Below are 21,564 nucleotides of genomic sequence, written 5' to 3' on the forward strand. Positions count from 1 at the left end.
AAAGCCAACGGAATTCTTAGCGAATCTTTTGCAATTACATTAAAGGCCTCCATAATCCCTACTTTGTATTTGCGGCGGATAAAATAAAACCGATGTCCAACCTACAACTCTTCCTATGGTTTCTAAAAATGCAGCTTTTTTATCATTGCCTTTCAAAGAATTTGTACCTCTGATGCACAATAACAAAACGGTAATTGCATGCCATTTGAGCCTATCCTTGATTTTAGGATTTGGATTCTTCACTCGCCACACGTACCAACCGTTTCGAACAACCATTTTACCATATTTATATTGATTTGGTCTACCATAAGGTTCGTGATAATGGTGCAATTGAGCCTTTGTATTGATAACATTTTTACCATATTGCATGACTCTCAAACTGAAATCAGCATCTTCATACAAGCCATATCCTTCAAAATAAGTAGAAAATTGCAACTCCTTAAAAACACTTGCCCGAAAGGACATTGACATGCCAATTAACAAATCTACATCATAGATTTTGCCTGTCAAGGGATAACCGCAAGTGCGACCATGAGAGAAATTAGGCATTTTTCCCGGATGTAATGGAGAAGACAAACCCAGATAATTACGAACTACATTACGTAATCCTTCGGGATAAACGTAATTTTCCCATTGATAAAAATAATGAGGATGATAAGAAATATTCGGTTTTTTTTCTTGCCATTTATTTTCGTTCACCGCAACACCTCCCACTCCTACAAGGCCTTCATCCTCTTTGAATGTTTTGATGATTTCCAAGCAATAATTGGGAGTAAGTATGGTATCATCGTCTAGAAAACAAATCACTTGGGAACTTCTATCACTTTTTTGAATGCCAAAATTTCTTTGCTTTGTCAAACCTCTTTCTGATTCACTTACTTTGTAATAAGCCACCTTAGCAAAATCATGTTGTGCAACAGCATTTTCAGTATCTTGGTTCTCACTGCCATCAATGATTAAAATTTCATCTGGATAAAGGGACTGCTTCGCAACAGATTGCAAAAGTTTCACCACGGCTTGTGGGCGCATGTACGTACATATAATGAGACTAAACTTCATTCATTCTATTTTTAAAAACACGGTATATAGTACTAAAATAAGCTTCTCGTTCTAAAAAATTCAACCATAAATTACGGTTGTCAATTTGCATTTGAATAAAATCTTTTGGTTCAATATCAGTGTGAAAAGCAACCAACTCTTGTATCATGTTTCCCTCAGATACCATCACGCAATGTTTACTCCAATCAATTTGATCATCTAGAGGCAATCGAATATCCGTGTTAACCACTACTGGAATCCTTCCCATGGCCAACGTTTCATAAAACCTAACCGAAAAATTTCCTGCTCCACGCATGCAAAACGTGTACGGATTAGCAGCAATATTATCAAAAAATTCCTGTCTTGCAATGACTTTGTCCTGAACTGTTTTTGCACCAGCACTATAATTTTTTCTCAAAATGAAATTAGTTGCTACTTTTTCACTTTTTGATAATTGTTTTAAAAAGTGATAGCGTTTTGTACTAGAAGGATAAAAATTTTGAAAATCAGCTTGTTCCCGCTTTAAAATTATATCTAAATTATTTTTAAAATACCCAATTAATTCTTTTAACTGTTTAGTAATTGAATTAGCTGCATGCCCCACAAACCCTATTTGAGGCAACGCAATTTTAGGAATAGCAACTACTACTTGATCTTTATTTTGAAAGGGATCATTGATAAAAGACGGCAAAATAAAAGTAGTCCTTGGTAACTTAGAATGAAAACCACCGTTTCTAAATACATGAACAGCCGAGTCTAATGTTAATCCAAAATCTCCCCCAGAATACAGCCAAACTATTTTACGCCTTTTTTGGGCCTCAGAAATAAATTGATTTAAATCCCTACGGGTACCAAACCGTCGCAAATTTACAGGAACTATTGCTACATCACACGCTTCAAGAGTTGATACGAACTCATAAAGGGTATGCAAAATACTATTCTCCGTATAACACAAATCAAACAACAACGGAAAAACTTCTTTGCGGTTTTCAGGAGTTATAAACAGATGATTGGTATAAATTTTTAGCATTTGTATTATTTGCTTTTCTTAATGAAAATAGTATTGAATGTCAACGTGTTAAAACTCTCCATTTCAATACACTTTTTATTCTCCACATCGTATCGAATAGGTACAAAGTTAAAAGAAAGTAATAATTCAAATATTTGTTGGTTGGTATGACCAAATTTCAAATTAGACGAGTTTAACTCAATAATAATATATTTGAGACTTTCACGCTTTAGTATAGCTGTTGCTCCTTTTAGAACAAAATATTCATAACCTTCAACATCAACTTTCAAAAAAGTTGGAGCTTTATCTATAAGAATTGTGTCGAGTTTTTTTACCTCAACGGTAACACATCCTGATTCCTGCTCTAAAGCAACTGCATTCATGACTCCCTTATGCTGTGTAAAATTCAAAAAGGATTCCTCTTCACCTATTCCAATATTATATGTTGTGATTTTTTGCGATAGATTATTTAAGTCTATATTTTTTGTCAATTTTACAAACGTGGATGGTATAGGTTCAAAAGCTATTACATCTGCTTCACATATTCCTGCAGCCAGTAAAGTAAAATGCCCCACATTTGCTCCAACATCAATAAACAAGTCCTTTGATTTTAAATGATGCAACAAAAACATAGAATCTTCGTAATCAAATAGTTTATAATAAATATTTGCCACAATACCTGCATCTCCTTTTTGAGCATAAAACTTCAAACCATCAATCCAATCATACTGTCTTGGTTTAGGATGTAAACTTTGAATACTATTGAATGAAACATATCTAAAAAAAGCTTTCCACACAGTACCTTTTGTTAATGGATGCTGCTTAAAGTCATCCCATCTTTTGAGTAATTTAGCATAGGTGTATTTAATTCTCATGTTGTCCCATTTTTAATTTTTGTGCCCAAAAAAAACTTCTTTCCCATTTTTTATTAAAATTACAAACAAAAAGAATACTCTTTAAAATGGGTTCTTTTTTTAGAAGCTTAAAAAAAAGTAAGAGTTTAAAACCTTTTAATTGCTTTAAGGTAAAATGTTTTAAATACACATACAATATAGTAGGTGATGGTTTGGGTTGAATGCAATCTTGTTCCCATAATTGAGGCAGTGGCGTTCTAAAACCTCCCGACGGTGCTTTGAGATGCGTGATTTTTAAACTGGGAAAATAAATAATATCACAACCTGAATTTCGTAGTTGTAGACCAAAATCAGTATCCTCTCCATAACCAAATTCTAATGCCTTGTCAAATCGAATATTTTTTAAGGATGGTGCAGCTACAAAACTATTTCCAGACCCAAAAATACCCGATTGATGAATGGTATTGAATATTTGAGTTTCACCCTCCTGCAAATAAGCAGTAGTTATAGCTTCTAAGCCATACATTGTTGCGTTTTGTAACACATCCCGAATCAAATGTTGTCCAAAACGGTTGTCATCATCCCCAAGAAATACCCACTCGCTTTCCACTAGATCTAAAGCTAGATTTCGTGCATTGCAAGCACCAGTTTGATGTGTAAAGATGTGTTTTACAACAAAAGGCCAGTGTTTTCCTTGCAAATATTCTAGTTCTGAAATACTATCAGGAACAGGATTTTGCTCAATCACAATTACATGTACAGGCAAATGAGATTGGGCAGCCAAATCAAGAAGTACATCATACAAATACACTTTCCTTCCCAAAGTAGGAATGATAACATCAATAGAAGGCAACTCTTGAGCATCTTGGGCAGCATCTGTCATTAAGGACTCAAAATTAAGGTCCATATGCAAGCGACTTTTAAAAAACAAGGCCTTTAAAAGAGGAAAAAAAGCGAATCGTTTTTCATAAATCAACATCATAAAAAATAAAAAGAACACCCATTGCTTTTTAAAATGCTGACTCACAAACTTAAAAGCTGCAAAGGTACTAATAGGCTTTTCATGAATTACATCTTGATTATCAAACAATAATTGTGGTGCAGCATAACAAAACAGGCCTTTGATCATTCCTATTTTTGCAATAGAACACAAAAAATAATCCAAATTGACATCGGGTTTAAGCAGTGATTTATAGCGCTCTAGTACCGAGGCGTGTATCACTCCAACGGTTGAACTCATGCACCACGTAGGATAGGTAACGGTGTGATTGACTTTTAAAAAGGGAGATTGCTCTATATAACTTACTAAATTTTGAAATGGCAAATCTGCTGCTCCTTTGTAACTCAACATGACATTTTTATGCTTTGAAAGAGCATCTAAGGCTATTAGATTCAGTTTTTTCTTCACGGTTTCATGACACCAAACTATTTTTGCATTTGGATTTTCACTAGCTATAAGAAATAATGTATGCGCAATATTGCTTCTATTTAACTTTGAATAAAACACAGGTGAAACTCCATCAACGGCAGTAACTTTGCTATCTCTATGATATACTATAATCACTTCGCGAAGATTGATTTATAAAATTGAATATTTTCTACTACAATTTTTTCGATATCAAAATGTTCTTCCACATATAGGCTGGCGTTCTTACCCATTTTAATACCAAGTTGCGGTTGCTCCAGAACAGTAAAAATACGATTTGCAAATTGTTGATGATGTGCAGGATGCACTAAAAAACCACTTTCAGCATCCACCATCAATTCTTGCGCCCACCCAATATTGGTATTTACCACAGGTTTCTGCAAAGCCATAGACTCAATTGTCACCATTCCTAAGGTCTCTGCATAGCTAGGAAAAATACATACTTGTGCTTGTTTTATGTGTTTTTGGATTTCTTGATACGGTATTTTCCCTAAGTACGTTACATTTTTTACGTCTTCACTGTCAAAACTTTGCTGTAGTAACTCCCAAGTAGATGTTGCTCCCGTTGCTATATCAGATGCATCTCCACCTATCAAAACCAGTTTGGCCTCTGGGAATTTCGTACGCACGATATTGAAAATAGCAGGCAATTCCAGAACTCCTTTTTTTCTAATAATAGTGCCTATGTACAATAACAGTCCGCTCTCAAATTGTGTTGGATTTGGATTTTGAAAATCTTCTAATGCCAATCCATAATGAATGGTTTTTACAGTTTTGTTTTTAATTCCAAATAATTCTTTAGATACTCTTCCAGCGTAAGCAGTGGGAGCTATAAACGCCTTGGCTTTTTTAACAGCTTGCTTTTCGAACCAAAAGTTTTTCCATTTTTGTTTGCGCTTTTCAAGATGACAAAAATAGGTATCACTACCATGAAAACGAATTACCAATGGCGCTTTTAGTTTCATAAAAGCTGTAATCCCTGTCCAATCAGGTGCTTCAAGAAGATCAATTTTTTCGGTGATTATCAAATCATTTACATAATCCTGAATGTATTTTCTATGCAAATACCAGCCTAGAAATCGATATTTTTTTGATTTTAAAATATGTATCGCTACTCCATTTTCGTCAAGTTGAGTATTTTCCGCCTGACCATATACGATCACCGTTACCTTAATCTTTTCTTTAGCGAAAGCTACTACCAAGTTTTTAATACTTGTGCCAATGCCCGCAGCGTGAGCTACTTGCTTATGAGGATATTCTGGCGTAAGAAAAGCAATATGCATAAGGTATGGATTACAAGTTTAATGGCCAATGTATTATTCTAACCCACCGACGTTTTATTCTGCTCTATTTAATTTTGTGTTCTTTACTGTTAAAAAAAATCCGTAATTACAACTGAGGTAAACTTTCTAGCTCCTGCATCATTCAAATGGCCACAAGATGAAAAATATTGATCTCCAATCACCACATTTTCATAATTATGAATTTCAGGATATAATTTGTTTACTTTTTCAAAATAATTCATGCCTTTGGTATTGCTACACATAGGCGTCATGATAGCAATAAAGTTAATGTTATTCTCTTTACAAAGCTGTTTTATTTCTTCAAAATATTTGTTTTTCAAAGGCTTTAAGTTGGTCAAATCATTCTTCATATTTGCCTTTGGATTTTTGTATAAAGGATAATACCCTGAATTATCTAGTAAAGTCGTAGGCTTTTGTTGCACTACATTAAATAACTCTCTAAAACCTATTTTTGCATCAAATGCTACATACCTATAAAAAGGCACATAATACATGGATGCAAAATCAGTTTCATTCGAAAAATGATTTGCTATAGTTTGAGATTGATGCAAAAATGGCAGAAAATGTGATGAAACTCCTTCGTCACGCTTTTCATTGGAGAGATTCAAATCAGCTTCTAAAACTACATTTTTTATAACATACTTTTTTTCGATCATTAATTTTAATAGCAGTGAGGCTTCAAAAAGATGTCCACCACTCATTCCGTAATTAAAAGCGCGCAACCCTTTTTGTTCAAATAATGGAGTTACAAAATGATTATTTGCTCTTGAGGATCCCAAAATAACCACATCAAGTTTTTGAGCTTTTGAGTTGTAAACCTGTTCTATCTTTCCTCTTGTGGAGGATTGCAAATAAACAGAGGTATACAAAACATCCAGGATCACTGCTAACAATAGGAGTATCAAGAGTGTTTTGCCAATAAAAATTAAAAACTGCTTCATTATTCGTTTTTTCGAGGTTGAATTTGAGGTTTCCTTATCTTATTTATTTTTAAAACTGAAAATAAATAAATTCTTTATAATCAGCGTAAGTGCCTAATGTTACAATAGCAACGAAACAAAGACTCAGCCTTAAGTAACTGTATTTTCCAGAAATAGGTTCTACTTGCTGACGGTTTTTCCATTCTACAAGAACAAAAGCTAATATCAGAACTACAATTTCATAGTTGTACCTTTGATTCTCTAAATATTGTATTTCAAAAATACGATTCGAAAACATTCGTACGATGTACTCATAGGCAGCCTCGATAGATTTAGACCTAAAAAATATCCAAGCCAAACAGGTTAAAGCAAAAGTAGTCAGCATGCTAAAGAATACTTTAATACCGCTAAAATTCCAATTTAAACCAACCGTTTCCATATTCGAACGGTTACGATTTAAAATCAATAATGGCAAAAAGTACAAGGCATTGATAAAACCCCAAGCAACAAAAGTCCAATTGGCTCCATGCCAAAAACCACTAACCAAGAAAATTATAAAAGTATTTCTAATTTTCTTAGCCATTCCCCCTGAGCTACCTCCTAGCGGAATATACAAATAATCTTTGAACCAAGAAGAAAGCGAAATGTGCCAACGCCTCCAAAACTCAGCTATATCTCTTGAAAAATAGGGGTAATTAAAATTCCGTAACAAATCAATCCCAAACAATTTTGACATTCCAAGTGCCATATCAGAGTATCCCGAAAAGTCACCGTATATTTGGAACGCAAAATACACAGCACCCAACACGAGCGATAAGGCATTCATAGACGGGTAATTATCAAAAATAGCATTCGCATAAGTTGCACAAGTATCAGCAATGACCACTTTCTTGACTAATCCCCACACGAACTGAAACACACCTTCTTTAGCTTTTTGATAATCAAAACTGCGCTTTACTTTTACTTGTGGTAATAAATGGGTCGCTCTCTCAATAGGACCAGCCACAAGTAAAGGGAAGTAACTCACAAATAAGGAATAATCTACAAAATTATATTCAGCTTTGATGCGCTTGTAATAAATATCAATCACGTAAGATAAGCCGTGAAAGGTGTAAAAAGATATTCCTACTGGCAAGACCACATGGAGTAACAATGGACTGGTTTTAAAACCAAAACCATTAACCAATTGAGAAAACGAATCAGCAAAGAAATTGTAATATTTAAATATCCCTAAAAATCCTAAATTGATGGCTATACTGAGCCAAAACCAAAATTTGCGCGCCGTTTTACTACTGCTTTTTTCTATTTGAATCCCCGTATAATAATCTAAAAACGTCGAGAAAATTAGTAAAAACAAAAAACGCCAGTCCCAACACGAATAAAAATAATAACTCGCAATAATAAGAAGTGCATTTTGATAGGACTTGTTTTTATTACAAACAAACCAATACAAGATAAAAACAATGGGCAAAAATACCGCAAAGGCAAGTGAATTGAAAAACATATTAGTTTTTTAAAATAGTTTCTATAGTATCCCAAATAGTTTTAGACGCAACTGATGGATGATTTGACGCAACAATATCAAACCACTTTTTTCCTACTGAAACATTGGATACTTTTTGTTCTAAAATTTGCTCAACCAAGAATTCTAAATCCCTTTTATGGGTACAAAAAACGGCAGCATCTGGGCTGGGCATACTCCTAAAATGAACATAGTTATAGTTTTGACCTATATCCCGAATGCCTTTTGTTAATTGAGGTTGCTCGTAATTAAAATACAAACAGGATTTGTTGTGCAAAACAAAATCAAAAACAGTTGAGGAACACACATTTGCTACAAATTCTGAATGTTCACACACATTATACAACAAACCTAAATCAGCTTTTGTGGGTAAAATTTCATTCCATTGTGTTCCTTTGGAGGTCCACAAAGGATCTATCACAGCAATAACATCTTGGTATTGCTGTATTATTTTTTCATATCTCGTGGTAGTATCTACGGGGCATTTCCTGTAAATTATTCCTAGATCATGACCTTTAGCATTTAAACTTCGTACGGCTTGCGCCAAATCCTCTAAATAAAACTGATCCAGTGGTGAGGTAGTTTCATCATCGCCCGAAAAACAAATGTACTTTTTATGATAATCCAAATTATGTTGGCTACAAAAATCCATTCTGCTTTGTGCCAAACGCGTATCAAAATGAGGTTCAAACTGTGGAGAACCAGTTACAAAAACTTGATTTTCTTTGATAAACGGATAATAAGTCAATACTTCTTTTTTCATCAAATCACTCCATACACAATAGAAATCTGTTTCTATGAGCTGCATCGCCTTTGGAACATTGTCCCAAGAATATACAAAACCTACTGTAGGAATTCCTAAATCTTGGGCAGCAAGCAATGCGCTTATAGATTGTGTGGCACGCTGTGTGGTACAAAAAACAAGATCTGGTTTATGGGCTTGCAGCTGGGCTTTGCAATACTGGTATTTTTTTGTAGAACGTTCTAAACTATTGATTCCTTTTCGAATGCGAATTATACCTGCCTCAGAGGAGTTCAAGCCAATGAGTATTTGGATAAAGACACTCTTTAAAATATTTTTGATTCCTTTGTAACTAAAGGGAAATTTATAAGTTGCGTAAACGGGATCCTTGAATTTTTTTTGTGAAACATCGAGTTCAACATGCTTTCTAGCTCGAGTGTACAAAGGAGTTAAGGGATGTATTTTATGATTTTTGAGTGGTAATTCCTCATAACCCAATTCATTTTCAAGTGAAAATACCGTGTTATTCCAGTATACAATGGTATTCCCACGTTCCTCTCCCAATTCCTTAAACTGAGTAAATGCAAAATTGCGCAACCCTACTCCATCTGGAAAAAAAACAAAAACTTTTTTATTCATGTTACCCATTTACTTCAAAAATTCAAACTTTAAAATGTGCTTTCGTAAACGCATGCATACCTAAAACACGATTTAAAAACAAAACTGTTTATCCTTTTTTATTTTTTAATTTATCTCTTTGCACTTGTTCAATTGGCAAAATATCCGTTGCCTTCGTTGACAACGCTTGGTAAACTGCTTTTAAATCTCGTGTCAACTTGCGCATACCCATTGGCTCAAGAGAAGCGGCATGATCAGTGCCTTTCCAAGTTCTATCCAGGGTATAATGGCGTTCAATAATAGAGGCTCCCAAGGTATAGGCAGCTACATCCACAGCAATGCCTAAATGATGACCTGAAAAACCAATTTGTTTTACAACTTCACCATATTTACTTTGCAAAGCATTAATTTCTAACAAACAAACACTGTCAAATGGAACCGGGTATCCTGAAGTACAATTGTATAAAACTAAATCTTGATTGCGTTCTTTTTTCACGAAAAAGTCAACAATCTCTTTCGTTTCATCTTGCGTTGTCATTCCAGTCGAAATATGAATTTCACCTTTGTAATGGTCGCATAACCATTCGAGCATGGCATAATTATTATTACATGCCGATGGAATTTTTATGAATTCAGGTTTTAAAGAGGCTATTTCTTGAGCCGATGTTACATCCCAAACTGATGTAGAATATACTAATCCTACTGATTCACAATATTCTTTTAACTCAGCATGTTGTTCCACTGTGAATTCTAGATACTCTCGGTGCGCTCCATATGTATCGCCATACGAATTGTCTCTATTGGGATGAGGCGAATTGTACTGCTCTATAGTAAGTAATTCTTTGTTGTTTCGTTTTTGAAATTTTACGGCATCTACGTTACAAAAAATCTTTGCAATATGAATCAATTCCTTAGCAATAACCATATCTCCTTTATGGTTACATCCTATTTCAGCTATTACATAAGGTGCTTTATATGCCTTCATTTTTTTTAATTTTAGTAAGCAAAGAAAATTATTTTTTTCCTAAAAACGATTACTTTGCCGTATTAATATTTGGCTAAAAACAACATCTCAACTCTATTGCTTTCGCAACATACATCGAACCTTACAAAAACATCTGGATTTACAAATGCCATCTCATTATTTGTATTTCTTTTCGTATTGTAGCATAATGCAGTTTGAGTAGATGCTTATTTTTAAGAGTAGCGCAGGTTGTATTTCATAATGCGCTCACACACTTCCCTAATGGCGCCTTGAGCAGATGCTTGGGTCAAAACATAATCCGCATGCTGTTTCACAATTTCGGTTCCATTAGCTGGACAAAAAGACCAACCGACACTACAAATGTTGGCCAAATCATTCACATCATCCCCTACATACGCTAACTGTGAGTAAGAAGCTCCCTCATTTTTTAAAAATTGCTCTAGAAATGAATATTTGTCTTTGACTCCCATAAAACAATGTTCTATCTGCAATTTTTTCATGCGGGTTTTTACCAATTCGGAGTTTTCAGAGGTCATAATTACAACTTCTACTTGATTTTGTCTGATTATTTCAAGTCCCATACCATCACGCATGTCAAAATACTTCATCAATTCCCCATCAGCTCCATAATACACACCACCATTGGTAAAAACACCATCAACGTCCAGAACCAAATAGGATATTTTATCATGCTTTTTACTTTTTTGTAAACGTTGTGCCAGCAAGTGTGTTACAATTTCCCAATCTGAAGTTGAATCAATTTCTGTGTAAGATTCTTCATCCATCTCTACAAGTCCTATGTTGCCACTTATTCTGTTTTTTGAACGTACAAAAGCAGCTTTGGTAGTGGCATATATAGCACCGTTTTCAACCAAAAGTCCTTCAAAATCTTGGCGTCTAGGTCTGTTGTAGATGTCATAATTTTGTGGTTTACCTGCTGCATCCCAAATAAAACGATGTGTTTTAACGACTGTAAGTGCTGCATCATAAGCTTCCTGCTCTACTTTGGTTAAAACGGTATTAATTGCCGCTCGTTGGGTTAAAGGTGACGTTGCCTGAAGCAAGCACAAAACATCATAATCATGAGCTATAAGCTGAGTAAACTCATTCATAACACTTTCGGTTGAGGCAGTGTCCGTTGCATTCTCATCACTTCGCAAGAGTACTTTTACTTTTGAACTCCAATGGTATTCTTTTTCTATATAGTGAATGATTTCTGTATCATCTGTAAACACATATATTTCATCTAAATTTGAAAAAATAGCTTCACTCAAAACCCAAGAAAACAAGGGTCTCCCCAACATTTTTTTCTTATTTTTTCCTGGTATTCCTTTAGAGTTTTTGCGTAGCGGAATCAAACCTATTTTTTTCATTTCAGGTAGTTTTTATTTTGTATAAAGGTACTTATTTCATTTGTAAAAACTTGGGCGGCTTTTTGCTGCAAATGGGATTCGTCATGAAAACTAGCTTCGTTTTGATAAATCGTATTCAAGGTATCGTAAACCATAACATCCTGTGCAGGCACCATTTTCAAAAACCGCTTGTAAAATTGTTTGTCGAATGCCCCATAACTGGGAGGAAAAACATAAACTAATTGTATTTTATTTTTCAAACACAATTGTTGTAACGCCTTAAAAGCGGTTATTTTTTCTGTATTTTCTAAAGCTCTATTGTACAATTGAACCGAATTTTTTTTACCAATAAAAGAAGCTTTTCTATTATAAAAGGGCATGGAACCCCAAGCATCAATTTTTCCGTCAAGCGGAATAGCTACTTTTGAAACTGAAAAATTGGATCGATTGAGACGCGCCAAACAAAAAACCCACGAAAGCACATTTTTTTCTTTTTGCCGGATTAACTCTTGTGTAATATAATTGTATTTAGCTAATGGATACAAACGATCAAAACGAAAATTAAGTGTTTTTTCATTTACAAATTCATGCGGATTATCAATGGTTAAGACTACCATTTTTGGTTTTTCATTATATGCCAACACAGATTTTAAAACAAAATAATGAAACTTAACATCTGATCCAGGATAGGAAAGATTGTATGTACTGTGCCTTGTTTTGTTTTCTATTTGTCCTGCCAAAATATTATTTGCGCCTCTTGAAGACCCTAAAATCAATATCTCTTTGTTCATCTTTCCTTTTAATACTTGTTCTAAACGCGTGTCGTACTCCAGTGTGGGCGCATGATGTAAGAAAAAATAAAACATCTTATCCACCACAAAAAAAGTAGCTAAAAAAAGGACACTATGGAGGATAAAACGCCGCATATTAAAATTGAAAATAGATGAATTGTTGTTCTACAGGACTACTAAACACGAAAATGAGAATTAAAATAAAACTTATAAAAAACCATCTAATTAGTCTGTTCCCTTGTAAATTAAAGTTTTCTAATGCAAATGCATTCCTACGACCAAACCATTCTACAGTAATACAAAATAAAATCAGGACCAAAACATTGGTTGGTCGTACACTGGGTATTGTAAATAAAGAAATTGAAAAAATACCCGATATATAATCAAGAGCAGCAGACAAAGAATTGGCCCTAAAAAAAATCCACGCTAGGGTTGTCATTAAAAAAGTACTTCCCATTTGAAAAACCTCCTTACCACTAGGCCATAAATTTGAAAAAGCTACTATCTCAATGTGTTTTCGATTTTTTTGCGCCAGCAACAAGGGTACAAAATACAAAGCATGTAAAAGTCCCCAAACAATAAACGTCCAATTGGCTCCATGCCAAAAACCGCTTAATAAAAAAATGATACAAACATTTCGGATTTTTAAAAAACGAGAGCCTGAACTACCTCCCAGTGGGATGTACACATAATCTTTGAACCAAGAGGATAATGAAATGTGCCAACGTCGCCAAAACTCAGCAATATCCCTGGAAAAATAGGGAAATGAAAAATTTTGAAGCAACTCTATTCCAAAAAGTTTTGATGTTCCCAAAGCAATATCTGAGTAACCACTAAAGTCGCCATAAATTTGGAACGCAAAAAATAAAGCTCCCATAAATAAAGTACTTCCGGATTCTTGTGGTGCATTATTAAAAATTGCATTGGCGTAAAGCGCACATTGATCAGCAATCACAATTTTTTTAAACAATCCCCACACTATTTGGAACAATCCATTTACTGCTTGCTGGTATGAAAATGTTCTATTTTTTTTGAGTTGGGGTAATAAATGGGTGGCTCGCTCAATAGGCCCAGCAACCAAAAGGGGAAAATAAGATACAAATAAGGCATATGCTATGGGGTCTTGCTCTGGAACCAGTCGTTTTTTATAGACATCAATCACGTAAGACAGTCCGTGAAAAGTGTAAAATGAAATTCCTACTGGTAAAATAATTTCCAACACGTACAAATCAATATCCCAACCCAACACCTGCAATGCTGACTGCATAGAAACTGCAAAAAAGTTATAATATTTAAAAATTCCGAGAAAAGAAATGTTAATTCCGATGCTTGTCCAGAACCATATCTTTCGGACTTGTTCTGATTTTGAATTTTGCATTTGTAACGCCGATACAAAATCTAAAGCAGTTGAAAACAACAATAATCCAAGAAACCGAACATCCCAACAGGAATAAAAATAGTAACTGCACAACAGCAAAAAAACATTTTGAGCCTTACTTGATTTTCCCAAAACATACCAATATACCACAAAAACTATGGGTACAAATAAGGCGTACATAAGGGTGTTAAAAAGCATATTAGTAAGGCAAGTTTTTTAATTGTTGAATTGCTTTAAGCGTCCTATTTTTAATAGGAGATCTGTATTTTAAGGTATTAAAAATAGTTAATATCATGTGTCCTACAGCACGCCAGTACAATTTAAAAAAAATAAAATCAGTACAAGCATAACGCTTGAAATTATGAAAAAGCAAACGTGCTATTACAGGCAAAGGATTAGGATAATAGACTAGATAGAGTTTAAAACTATTGCGGAACTGTCGCTCAAATCGGAAGTAATTCTTGCCTTGCAATTTTCTTTTTTCGATGTCAATCCTATGATTTACCATAATGTCGTGTGCAAAAAATATAGTATAACCAGCATCCAAAACCTCATAGGCCACGCATGGTTCCTCCCCATAAATATCAACCCACGTAGGGAACCCATTGGTAATGGCGTATACTTTTTTGGCTATAGCAAAACCACAACCTACAAAATCTTTAGTATAAAAAGACGTTTTATTTTTTGCTTGAAGCAAAGCTAAATCATCTGTTGGATAAATTCCTTTAACTTCCTGAAGAGCCAAGATTCCCAGCTGAGGATTAGTCTGAAAATGCTGTTGTACCTTTGAAATAAAATCAGCACTAATAGGATGCGCATCATCATCAAGACCAATGAATATGGTACCCACCGCTTTTTGATACAAAATAGCTCTTGCCGGAGAAGCACTTATACTTTGATCTGAAACGGTCCATTTGACCCAATCAAATTCTGTAACCAATACCTGAGTAGCCACACACCCATCAATAAAAACTAAAACTTCATGCTTATCAATTGTCACAAGATTTTGCAACCGTGAAAGCGTATATCGCAATTCATCAGGTCGGTTTTTGGTAACAATTAAAAATGAGATATCCATAATGTTGTAAAGCTAAATCGTAATTGAGTTGTACAAATGTACTATTTGTGATTGCAATACCACTCTATCATAGTTTTTAGAACAAAAGGCAACATTGTATTCCTGTGCTTTTTCCCTTAGGGTAGTGTGCTGCAAAGCTGTTGTTATATGACCCGCAATCTCAGCAACATCCAACGGATTTGCAATCAAAAGCCCATTTTTTTGATGTTCTATAATTTCAGATGTTGCTCCGCCAGGATTAGACTGAATAGGAAAAGCGCCCATACCCATAGCCTCAAGTAAACTATTGGGCATGCCATCTGACAAGCTGTTACCAAGGTACAATATGCTTTGCCCCATTTGTTTCAACAGAATTTCATTTGGGACAAATTGATTCCTGGGTTGTATTTCAACATCGTAGTTTTGGAGTTTTTTTGAATTTTTAAAAAACGCCTCCACCACAGCGTCAGCACTAAAAACAATAATTTTTTTATCCGAAAGTAACACTGGATCAACTAGTTCTAGTGCTTCCCCTATTTCTAGTGCCTTTCCTACCTCATCATCATATCCTTTTATAATAATGCAGTTTCTTTTGTGCCAAGGAAGTATATCTTTTTTAGGATATGCAATTCCACCATTTCCAGGATACACGCCTAGAAAAATATTTCGAAACTGATTTTGTAGTGCAAGCGTGTAATCTCTATGGCAATCCGTGATTATATAATTCACACGTTTTAAAAAGTGATGCACGCTTTGGGATGAAAGACCCATTTCTTTATGATAAAACAAATCACTCCCCCAAGAACTATAGATCAATGGAATATGCGAATGGTTTTCCATTACTTCAAGAATGGGCATTCCGGCAACTTGCATTTCAAAACATTGCACCACATCAGGTTTGATTTGCTGCAACTGCTTTTCAAAAACTTCAGCAAGCTTGCGTTCGTTAATTTTTTGAATTTGGCTATACCCTTTCGGGAATCGAAACTTGATGAAGTGTCTAAACGGAAAATTCCACCTCAACTTCCAACCTTTAATTTGGTGCACCCATTGAATTTTCTCAACTACACCTCCGCCATCAGTACTATCAAACCAAAATACTTCATGCCCACTATCTTTCAATTGGTTTACCCATTGAAAAAAATGATGATTGGGAATGGCTACCATGAGTATTTTCATGAGGTAAATTTAGATCCGTTATTTATGAAACAAATAAAAATTGGAGCATCTTAGTATTGTTTACTCCAACGTTTGTTTAAGGAATAAAAATACATTTTTACCACGTGCCAATTCGATTTTAACTGCAAAATATTTTTCAGGAAGTAGAACAATCCTTTTCTAAATTTACCCTCCATGTTGTAACTCGTCATGCGATTCACTTTTAGTCGACTCAAACTGCTTGCTATCGTTTTTTGATGTGATGCAAAAGAGTAATCCTGTGCTATACATTCTAAAATTCCTATGTTGACCTCAAGAAGTGAACTACTTTTAGCAATTATGGGTGACGAAACGCCAATACCAAGCCTGTACATGGCAGTGAAATCTTGTAGAAAATAAAGTTTACTACCGTTTCTTAAAATCCATAAATAAGTAGGCCAATCACCGTATGGAAATTGCAAGATCCACTGAGGTAATGGATCAAATTGTAAATGATTCCGAAAGAGCACTGTAGCCGAAGTAATTAAATTATCATACACTAGATCCTCAAATGTAAACTCCAGTTTTTGACGCAGTTTTTTAACTTGCTCTACATCTCCATTAGGATGCAGCAACTCATAATTAGTAGCAACAATCGAAAAATCTAGATTTGCTTCAAGAAAATCAACTTGTTTTTGTAATTTGAAAGCATCAGTCCAATAATCATCACCATCACAAATGGCAATATATGTTCCATCGCAGGCTGCAACAGTTCGCATATAATTAGCAATTAATCCTTGATTGTAACCTAGATTTGGTAAAAGTTTAATAGTGTTAGGAAATTTTTTTGCATAGTGCTCACAAATTTCATGAGTACTATCAGTGCTGCAATCCTCTCCAATAACCAACTGGTATGTAAAACTTGTTTTTTGCATCAATATACTTTCAATAGTCTGGCCTATAAAAGCTTCTTGATTGTATGTGAGCATAAAAATACTAACGGTGTGACCTTTCATTACTTGGTTGATTTTAGAATAGAAAAACCAAAAAATGTTTTGCAAAAGGCATTTAACACAAACCTTTTATTAGTTAATTTGCTTGCTAAATTATCATGCTCTCTTACAAATTTACAATACTGAAACTGATACAAATCACTGTATTTCTTGGCGATATAGGATCTAGAAGCCAATTTCATTTCAGCCGTAAACTTTTTAATCATTGAATTTTTTGAAACACGGTATTGAAATGTAATCGAATCCATAAAATAGAACTGTGCCTGAATAGTTCCAAAAGCCAACCATAAATCCCAATCTTCGAGTCCATCATAAGGTAAGTTCTCTTCATAACCGCCTACTTGCTCCCATGTTGATTTTCTAAATATCGCGCAAGCGTCAATGTAATTATCCAAAAGTATTTTCTCAATATTATAGGCACCAATGTTCCAGATACCCGTTTTTTCGCCAATAAATAATGCATTTCCGTGAACCACATCAATAACGTTTTGTGCATCTAGAATTGCAACTGCATTTTTTGCAAAATCTGGCATCACTAGATTGTCTGCGTCTAAAGGCAATATGTATTTACCTTGCGCTCTTGTAATTCCATAATTTCTAGTTTTACCCAAACCCTCGTTGGGTTTGGAAAAATAATGAAATCTACTGTCGTTCTTAACCCATTGCAAAGCAATATCTTCTGTATTATCTATGGATCCATCATTCACAATTATTGCTTCCCATTTTTGAAAATCCTGAACAAAAATAGATTGTAGCGTTTCCTCTAAAGTAACTGCTGCATTGTAACAAGGAATAATTATACTTAATATTGGTTTCATGTAATTAAACTAATTTTTTTTGATTAAAACAAAATCTATTGTAGCAAATTTAATCACTTAAAGCTTAATTTTAATTCATTCATGATGAATTTAAAGTTTTCCTTTTAACAGCAATGACTTTTTCTCAACATAATGCCAAGAAAGAAATCCCAAAACAATTGAAATTGAAAGCGAGCAAACCATCAAATAATATACTGTGGGTTTAAAGAGATCAACCAAGACCTGCTGCACAGGAAAGCTGTAAATATATATACCATACGATAAGTCTCCATATTTCCCAAATGTACTAAAAAAACGGAAGGGAATAAATCCCAACGATAAAACTACAACCGGAAAGACGATGTGTTTAACAGTGCTATAAACCTCAAAGTAAATGGCTAAAAATAATATTACAACACTAATAAACAGTATTGAAACAGAAACCTTTTTTTCAAATTGAATAGAGGCCAGCAAACTCCCCATGACAAAAAAAGTTCCTAAATTTAAAAAATGATATCCTTGTAGGTATAACAATTGCATCCCTGCCACCCGTTCTATAAAAAAAGTATAAACAACATACAGTAGCACCATTACAACCGCAAGTAACACTGAAATTAATTTTTGATGCGCTCGAAAATAAAATAATAGTGCAATCAATACATACAAACTAAACTCATATTGTATGGTCCAAAGTGACCCATTGATAGCGTGGTAAGAATTAGTATCAAAAACACCTTTTACTGTAGATTGAAAACCGTACAACGTCATGTTTCTAGGGACATAGGTGTAATAATCCCATTGTGTAAATATCGTAAAGCCTTTAAAATGAAGGAACGGAATCAAGAGCAGTGTAATACATAATACGCCGAGCAAACCGGGAAAAATACGTAGAATTCTGTTCTTAAAATACGTTTTTAAACTACTCGCCCGCTGCAAACTCATAAAAATAAAATACCCACTTATGACAAAAAAACCACTTAAACCAATTTGAGAAAAAGACAGTTGTCCACCCGTAATTTGCCACATCCATTCTGCTGATTCTGGCGTTCCTGTTAAAGCATAGGAGTGCGTTATGACTACAAATAAGGCAAATAGAAATCGTAGAAAATCAAAATTGTTTACGTTTGCTTTCAATTCACTCCATTTTTTTAGGTTTATTACTCCAGAACCACAATAAAAAAAACAACTTCAAAAAAGTGTACTTTATATTTAGAAAAAAAGATCTGACACTAGACCACAGACTCCCTAAAAAACTTTTAAAAATCGATTTAAATGTAACATCCTCTCCCCACAATTGATAATTACCAACCACATCATTTCGGAATCTAAAAAATAACTGTTTGGGTGTTCGTTTGATTTCGTAGGCAAAAACAACAGGAGCAAACTCAATGTCATAGCCTGCTTTCAAAACCCGTTTTGTCCATTCTTTATCCTCAAAAGTAGCTACATCTTCTCTAAAAGGATGTTGTATCCAAACCGCTTTGCTAAAAGCTGATCCTGCAAAAATTAATCCTGACTTATTTGGGTCAACCGAGGCAGAGATGGCGTTGATATAATTTCTATAATCATTGGGTTGATGCAAACATCTTACTCCTGCTAAATTAGGATTTTGGTCAAATTGATTTTGAATAACCTTAAAAAAATCAGGACTTACGGGATAGGAATGTGCACTAAAAATAACAACAATATCATTTTTAGCTTCATAAGCACATATATTGGCGCTACCGCCAAAACTAAAATTGGTAATTGTTACAAATCGAGCTCCAAAATGCGCCGCCACTTTTTCACTATCATCAGTCGAGAGGTTATCTACAACAATAATCTCATTAACATCCGTGGCATAACGATTTGTTAAGTTTTTTAACAAAAAAGATAAAGCAGGAGCTTGATTTTTATTTCTAATGACTACTGATATGTTCATATCTTTTTTGATTTTAAGATCAATTTTGTTAACCAGTGGTAGGGTTGTAAAATTAATTTTCCAATTTTATATTCTAGACTGTTTTTATAGGTATCATGACCTGTACGTTGAACTTTTAATTCAAAGAATAGCACTTCCATACAATTCTCAAAATTACGGATGTACAACTCTTTATGCTTGATAAATAAAAATTGTTTAACCTCTTCTGCATGATGTTGGATTGTATTAGTCAGCATTGACTTCTTAGCCTTTCGGTAATAAAATAAAAACTCAGGAATTATTTTGTACGTCCATCCTTGTTTGGTACAACTTAGCCAAAAGTCCCAATCTTCAAATCCTTTTTTCATTGTTTCATCATATCCGCCTGCTTGTTCCCAGCACATTTTTCTGAACAAAGAAGTGGCTACTAATTGATTCACAAACAGTAACGAAGTTACATTATCTCCAATAGGTTTTAATTGATTAACAATGTTATTTGTAGTACCCGAGAAAAAAGTACTATAGCAACTTACTATTCCTAATGCTGGGTGATCCCTCAAAACGGGAACTGTTTTATTTAAATAATCTGGATGCAATACGTCATCTGAATCAAGAGGTAAGATAAATTTTCCCTTGCTATGTTTTATTCCAGTATTACGAGCACCAGACAAACCCGCGTTGTCTTGATATACATACTTAAACCGGGTGTCTTTAGCACACCATTCTTGTGCAACAATTGCTGTATTATCAGGACTACCATCATTAACAATAATACACTCCCAATCCATATAAGTTTGATCTAAGACGGATTGTAAAGACTCACCTAAAAAATGAGCTTGACGGTAGCATGGGACAATTATGGATACTAACAGACTCATCTGGATACTATTTTTTTAAAAAACCGCAGTGGAGCCAGCAATAAATTCCCTAGCTGAAACTCTTTGGACTCTTTGGCATTCCGCAAACTATTTCGCAAAATTGAATTTTGACGCAGCAAAGCACTTGCATAAAATTCAAAATGAGTCTGATATATTTCTTTATGCTTATTAAAAATATACATGCGTAACTCATAATCATGATGTACAATTGCAGTACGGTCCCGCGAAGTATTCTTAATTCGGTAGTGAGACAATATTTCGGGAATAATATGCATACGCCAATTATTTTTAGTGATAGCAAGCCAAAACTCCCAATCTTCATAACCTGCTTTCATGTTTTCATCAAATCCACCCACCTTTTCCCAGCATTCTTTTCTAAACATAGCGCTTGCTCTACCATTGTTAATGAACAAAAAATCAGTAACACCTCCACCTAAAGGCCTTACAATAGAGATTGTTTTTTTTTCTGAAAAAGTCCTACAGTAAGAACTAATTACTCCAATAGTGACATCAGTATCTAAAATTTGTATGGCTTTTTCAATAAAAGTAGGTTCATAATAATCATCGGCATCCAAGTTCAGAATGTATGGCGTGTCTACTAAACGGATAGCCTCGTTACGCGCGACACTTACTCCTTGATTTTCCTGATGTATTATGGTTACTCGATCTTGCTGTATTTTTTTTAAAACCTTTTTGGTAGATTCATTTGAGCCATCATCAATAATAATGATGTTATGTGGTACTACTGTTTGATTCCATATAGATTGCAATGCCTCCATGATATAAGCCCCATCATTATAACAAGGTATGATTACGGTAACAGTACTAGATGGTTTCATCTTT

The 21,564-nt window shown here is 34.4% G+C and carries 20 protein-coding genes; all 20 read right to left on the minus strand.

Translation table 11 applies throughout. The annotated features are described in order from the left end of the window. Positions 1–39 precede the first annotated feature (39 nt). The gene (locus AC061E_RS05380; protein ID WP_478285350.1) at positions 40–1,059 is read right to left on the minus strand and encodes a glycosyltransferase family 2 protein; all 1,020 of its coding nucleotides are present in this window, start codon (positions 1,057–1,059) and stop codon (positions 40–42) included. Then, positions 1,049–2,068 (minus strand): exostosin domain-containing protein, encoded by a 1,020-nt coding sequence (locus tag AC061E_RS05385; protein WP_478285351.1) that lies wholly within the window; start codon positions 2,066–2,068, stop codon positions 1,049–1,051. The genes AC061E_RS05380 and AC061E_RS05385 overlap by 11 nt, the downstream gene beginning before the upstream one ends. 5 nt (positions 2,069–2,073) lie before the next feature. Next, positions 2,074–2,922, minus strand: coding sequence for an FkbM family methyltransferase (locus tag AC061E_RS05390; RefSeq protein ID WP_478285352.1), 849 nt, complete (start codon positions 2,920–2,922; stop codon positions 2,074–2,076). After that, entirely contained in the window at positions 2,912–4,465 is a 1,554-nt protein-coding gene (locus AC061E_RS05395; protein WP_478285353.1) for a glycosyltransferase family 2 protein, read from the minus strand. The genes AC061E_RS05390 and AC061E_RS05395 overlap by 11 nt, the downstream gene beginning before the upstream one ends. Next, the gene (locus AC061E_RS05400; protein ID WP_478285354.1) at positions 4,462–5,610 is read right to left on the minus strand and encodes a glycosyltransferase family 4 protein; all 1,149 of its coding nucleotides are present in this window, start codon (positions 5,608–5,610) and stop codon (positions 4,462–4,464) included. The genes AC061E_RS05395 and AC061E_RS05400 overlap by 4 nt, the downstream gene beginning before the upstream one ends. An 89-nt stretch (positions 5,611–5,699) precedes the next feature. Then, the gene (locus AC061E_RS05405) at positions 5,700–6,572 is read right to left on the minus strand and encodes a hypothetical protein (protein ID WP_478285355.1); all 873 of its coding nucleotides are present in this window, start codon (positions 6,570–6,572) and stop codon (positions 5,700–5,702) included. A 49-nt stretch (positions 6,573–6,621) separates the two neighbouring features. Continuing rightward, a complete protein-coding gene (locus tag AC061E_RS05410; RefSeq protein ID WP_478285356.1) occupies positions 6,622–8,055 on the minus strand; it encodes an MBOAT family O-acyltransferase in 1,434 nt (477 codons plus the stop codon). Between the two features lies 1 nt (position 8,056). Then, entirely contained in the window at positions 8,057–9,454 is a 1,398-nt protein-coding gene (locus AC061E_RS05415) for a glycosyltransferase family protein (protein ID WP_478285357.1), read from the minus strand. A gap of 88 nt (positions 9,455–9,542) precedes the next feature. Then, positions 9,543–10,418 carry an N-acetylneuraminate synthase family protein gene (locus tag AC061E_RS05420; protein WP_478285358.1) on the minus strand — a complete coding sequence of 292 codons (876 nt, stop codon included), beginning with the start codon at positions 10,416–10,418 and terminating at the stop codon, positions 9,543–9,545. 212 nt (positions 10,419–10,630) lie between these two features. After that, positions 10,631–11,791, minus strand: a complete 1,161-nt coding sequence (locus tag AC061E_RS05425) for a cytidylyltransferase domain-containing protein (RefSeq protein ID WP_478285359.1) — start codon at positions 11,789–11,791, stop codon at positions 10,631–10,633. Continuing rightward, positions 11,788–12,561: a hypothetical protein gene (locus tag AC061E_RS05430; RefSeq protein ID WP_478285360.1), complete on the minus strand. Its 774-nt coding sequence runs from the start codon at positions 12,559–12,561 to the stop codon at positions 11,788–11,790. The genes AC061E_RS05425 and AC061E_RS05430 overlap by 4 nt, the downstream gene beginning before the upstream one ends. Positions 12,562–12,697: 136 nt before the next feature. After that, the gene (locus tag AC061E_RS05435) at positions 12,698–14,137 is read right to left on the minus strand and encodes an MBOAT family O-acyltransferase (RefSeq protein WP_478285361.1); all 1,440 of its coding nucleotides are present in this window, start codon (positions 14,135–14,137) and stop codon (positions 12,698–12,700) included. Position 14,138: 1 nt separating this feature from the next. Then, positions 14,139–15,017, minus strand: a complete 879-nt coding sequence (locus tag AC061E_RS05440) for a glycosyltransferase family 2 protein (protein ID WP_478285362.1) — start codon at positions 15,015–15,017, stop codon at positions 14,139–14,141. 12 nt (positions 15,018–15,029) lie between these two features. Next, a complete protein-coding gene (locus AC061E_RS05445; RefSeq protein WP_478285363.1) occupies positions 15,030–16,175 on the minus strand; it encodes a glycosyltransferase in 1,146 nt (381 codons plus the stop codon). Between the two features lie 50 nt (positions 16,176–16,225). Next, the gene (locus tag AC061E_RS05450) at positions 16,226–17,149 is read right to left on the minus strand and encodes a glycosyltransferase (RefSeq protein ID WP_478285364.1); all 924 of its coding nucleotides are present in this window, start codon (positions 17,147–17,149) and stop codon (positions 16,226–16,228) included. Further along, a complete protein-coding gene (locus AC061E_RS05455; RefSeq protein ID WP_478285365.1) occupies positions 17,149–17,964 on the minus strand; it encodes a glycosyltransferase family 2 protein in 816 nt (271 codons plus the stop codon). The genes AC061E_RS05450 and AC061E_RS05455 overlap by 1 nt, the downstream gene beginning before the upstream one ends. Positions 17,965–18,054: 90 nt before the next feature. Next, entirely contained in the window at positions 18,055–19,077 is a 1,023-nt protein-coding gene (locus tag AC061E_RS05460; protein WP_478285366.1) for an acyltransferase family protein, read from the minus strand. 1 nt (position 19,078) lies between these two features. Next, on the minus strand, positions 19,079–19,864 hold the full coding sequence (locus AC061E_RS05465; protein WP_478285367.1) for a glycosyltransferase family 2 protein: 786 nt from the start codon (positions 19,862–19,864) through the stop codon (positions 19,079–19,081). Next, positions 19,861–20,721 (minus strand): glycosyltransferase family 2 protein, encoded by an 861-nt coding sequence (locus AC061E_RS05470; RefSeq protein WP_478285368.1) that lies wholly within the window; start codon positions 20,719–20,721, stop codon positions 19,861–19,863. Before AC061E_RS05470 ends, AC061E_RS05465 begins: the two co-directional genes overlap by 4 nt. Continuing rightward, the gene (locus AC061E_RS05475; RefSeq protein WP_478285369.1) at positions 20,718–21,560 is read right to left on the minus strand and encodes a glycosyltransferase family 2 protein; all 843 of its coding nucleotides are present in this window, start codon (positions 21,558–21,560) and stop codon (positions 20,718–20,720) included. Before AC061E_RS05475 ends, AC061E_RS05470 begins: the two co-directional genes overlap by 4 nt. Between the last annotated feature and the right edge of the window lie 4 nt (positions 21,561–21,564).

Source organism: Flavobacterium sp. GNP011 (assembly GCF_056428925.1).

Bases quoted from the DNA above. Each gene is read 5' to 3' on its own strand.
- AC061E_RS05380 (WP_478285350.1), bottom strand. From the start codon at position 1,059: ATGAAGTTTAGTCTCATTATATGTACGTACATGCGCCCACAAGCCGTG.
- AC061E_RS05385 (WP_478285351.1), bottom strand. From the start codon at position 2,068: ATGCTAAAAATTTATACCAATCATCTGTTTATAACTCCTGAAAACCGC.
- AC061E_RS05390 (WP_478285352.1), bottom strand. From the start codon at position 2,922: ATGAGAATTAAATACACCTATGCTAAATTACTCAAAAGATGGGATGAC.
- AC061E_RS05400 (WP_478285354.1), bottom strand. From the start codon at position 5,610: ATGCATATTGCTTTTCTTACGCCAGAATATCCTCATAAGCAAGTAGCT.
- AC061E_RS05405 (WP_478285355.1), bottom strand. From the start codon at position 6,572: ATGAAGCAGTTTTTAATTTTTATTGGCAAAACACTCTTGATACTCCTA.
- AC061E_RS05410 (WP_478285356.1), bottom strand. From the start codon at position 8,055: ATGTTTTTCAATTCACTTGCCTTTGCGGTATTTTTGCCCATTGTTTTT.
- AC061E_RS05415 (WP_478285357.1), bottom strand. From the start codon at position 9,454: ATGAATAAAAAAGTTTTTGTTTTTTTTCCAGATGGAGTAGGGTTGCGC.
- AC061E_RS05420 (WP_478285358.1), bottom strand. From the start codon at position 10,418: ATGAAGGCATATAAAGCACCTTATGTAATAGCTGAAATAGGATGTAAC.
- AC061E_RS05425 (WP_478285359.1), bottom strand. From the start codon at position 11,791: ATGAAAAAAATAGGTTTGATTCCGCTACGCAAAAACTCTAAAGGAATA.
- AC061E_RS05430 (WP_478285360.1), bottom strand. From the start codon at position 12,561: ATGAACAAAGAGATATTGATTTTAGGGTCTTCAAGAGGCGCAAATAAT.
- AC061E_RS05435 (WP_478285361.1), bottom strand. From the start codon at position 14,137: ATGCTTTTTAACACCCTTATGTACGCCTTATTTGTACCCATAGTTTTT.
- AC061E_RS05440 (WP_478285362.1), bottom strand. From the start codon at position 15,017: ATGGATATCTCATTTTTAATTGTTACCAAAAACCGACCTGATGAATTG.
- AC061E_RS05445 (WP_478285363.1), bottom strand. From the start codon at position 16,175: ATGAAAATACTCATGGTAGCCATTCCCAATCATCATTTTTTTCAATGG.
- AC061E_RS05450 (WP_478285364.1), bottom strand. From the start codon at position 17,149: ATGAAAGGTCACACCGTTAGTATTTTTATGCTCACATACAATCAAGAA.
- AC061E_RS05455 (WP_478285365.1), bottom strand. From the start codon at position 17,964: ATGAAACCAATATTAAGTATAATTATTCCTTGTTACAATGCAGCAGTT.
- AC061E_RS05465 (WP_478285367.1), bottom strand. From the start codon at position 19,864: ATGAACATATCAGTAGTCATTAGAAATAAAAATCAAGCTCCTGCTTTA.
- AC061E_RS05470 (WP_478285368.1), bottom strand. From the start codon at position 20,721: ATGAGTCTGTTAGTATCCATAATTGTCCCATGCTACCGTCAAGCTCAT.
- AC061E_RS05475 (WP_478285369.1), bottom strand. From the start codon at position 21,560: ATGAAACCATCTAGTACTGTTACCGTAATCATACCTTGTTATAATGAT.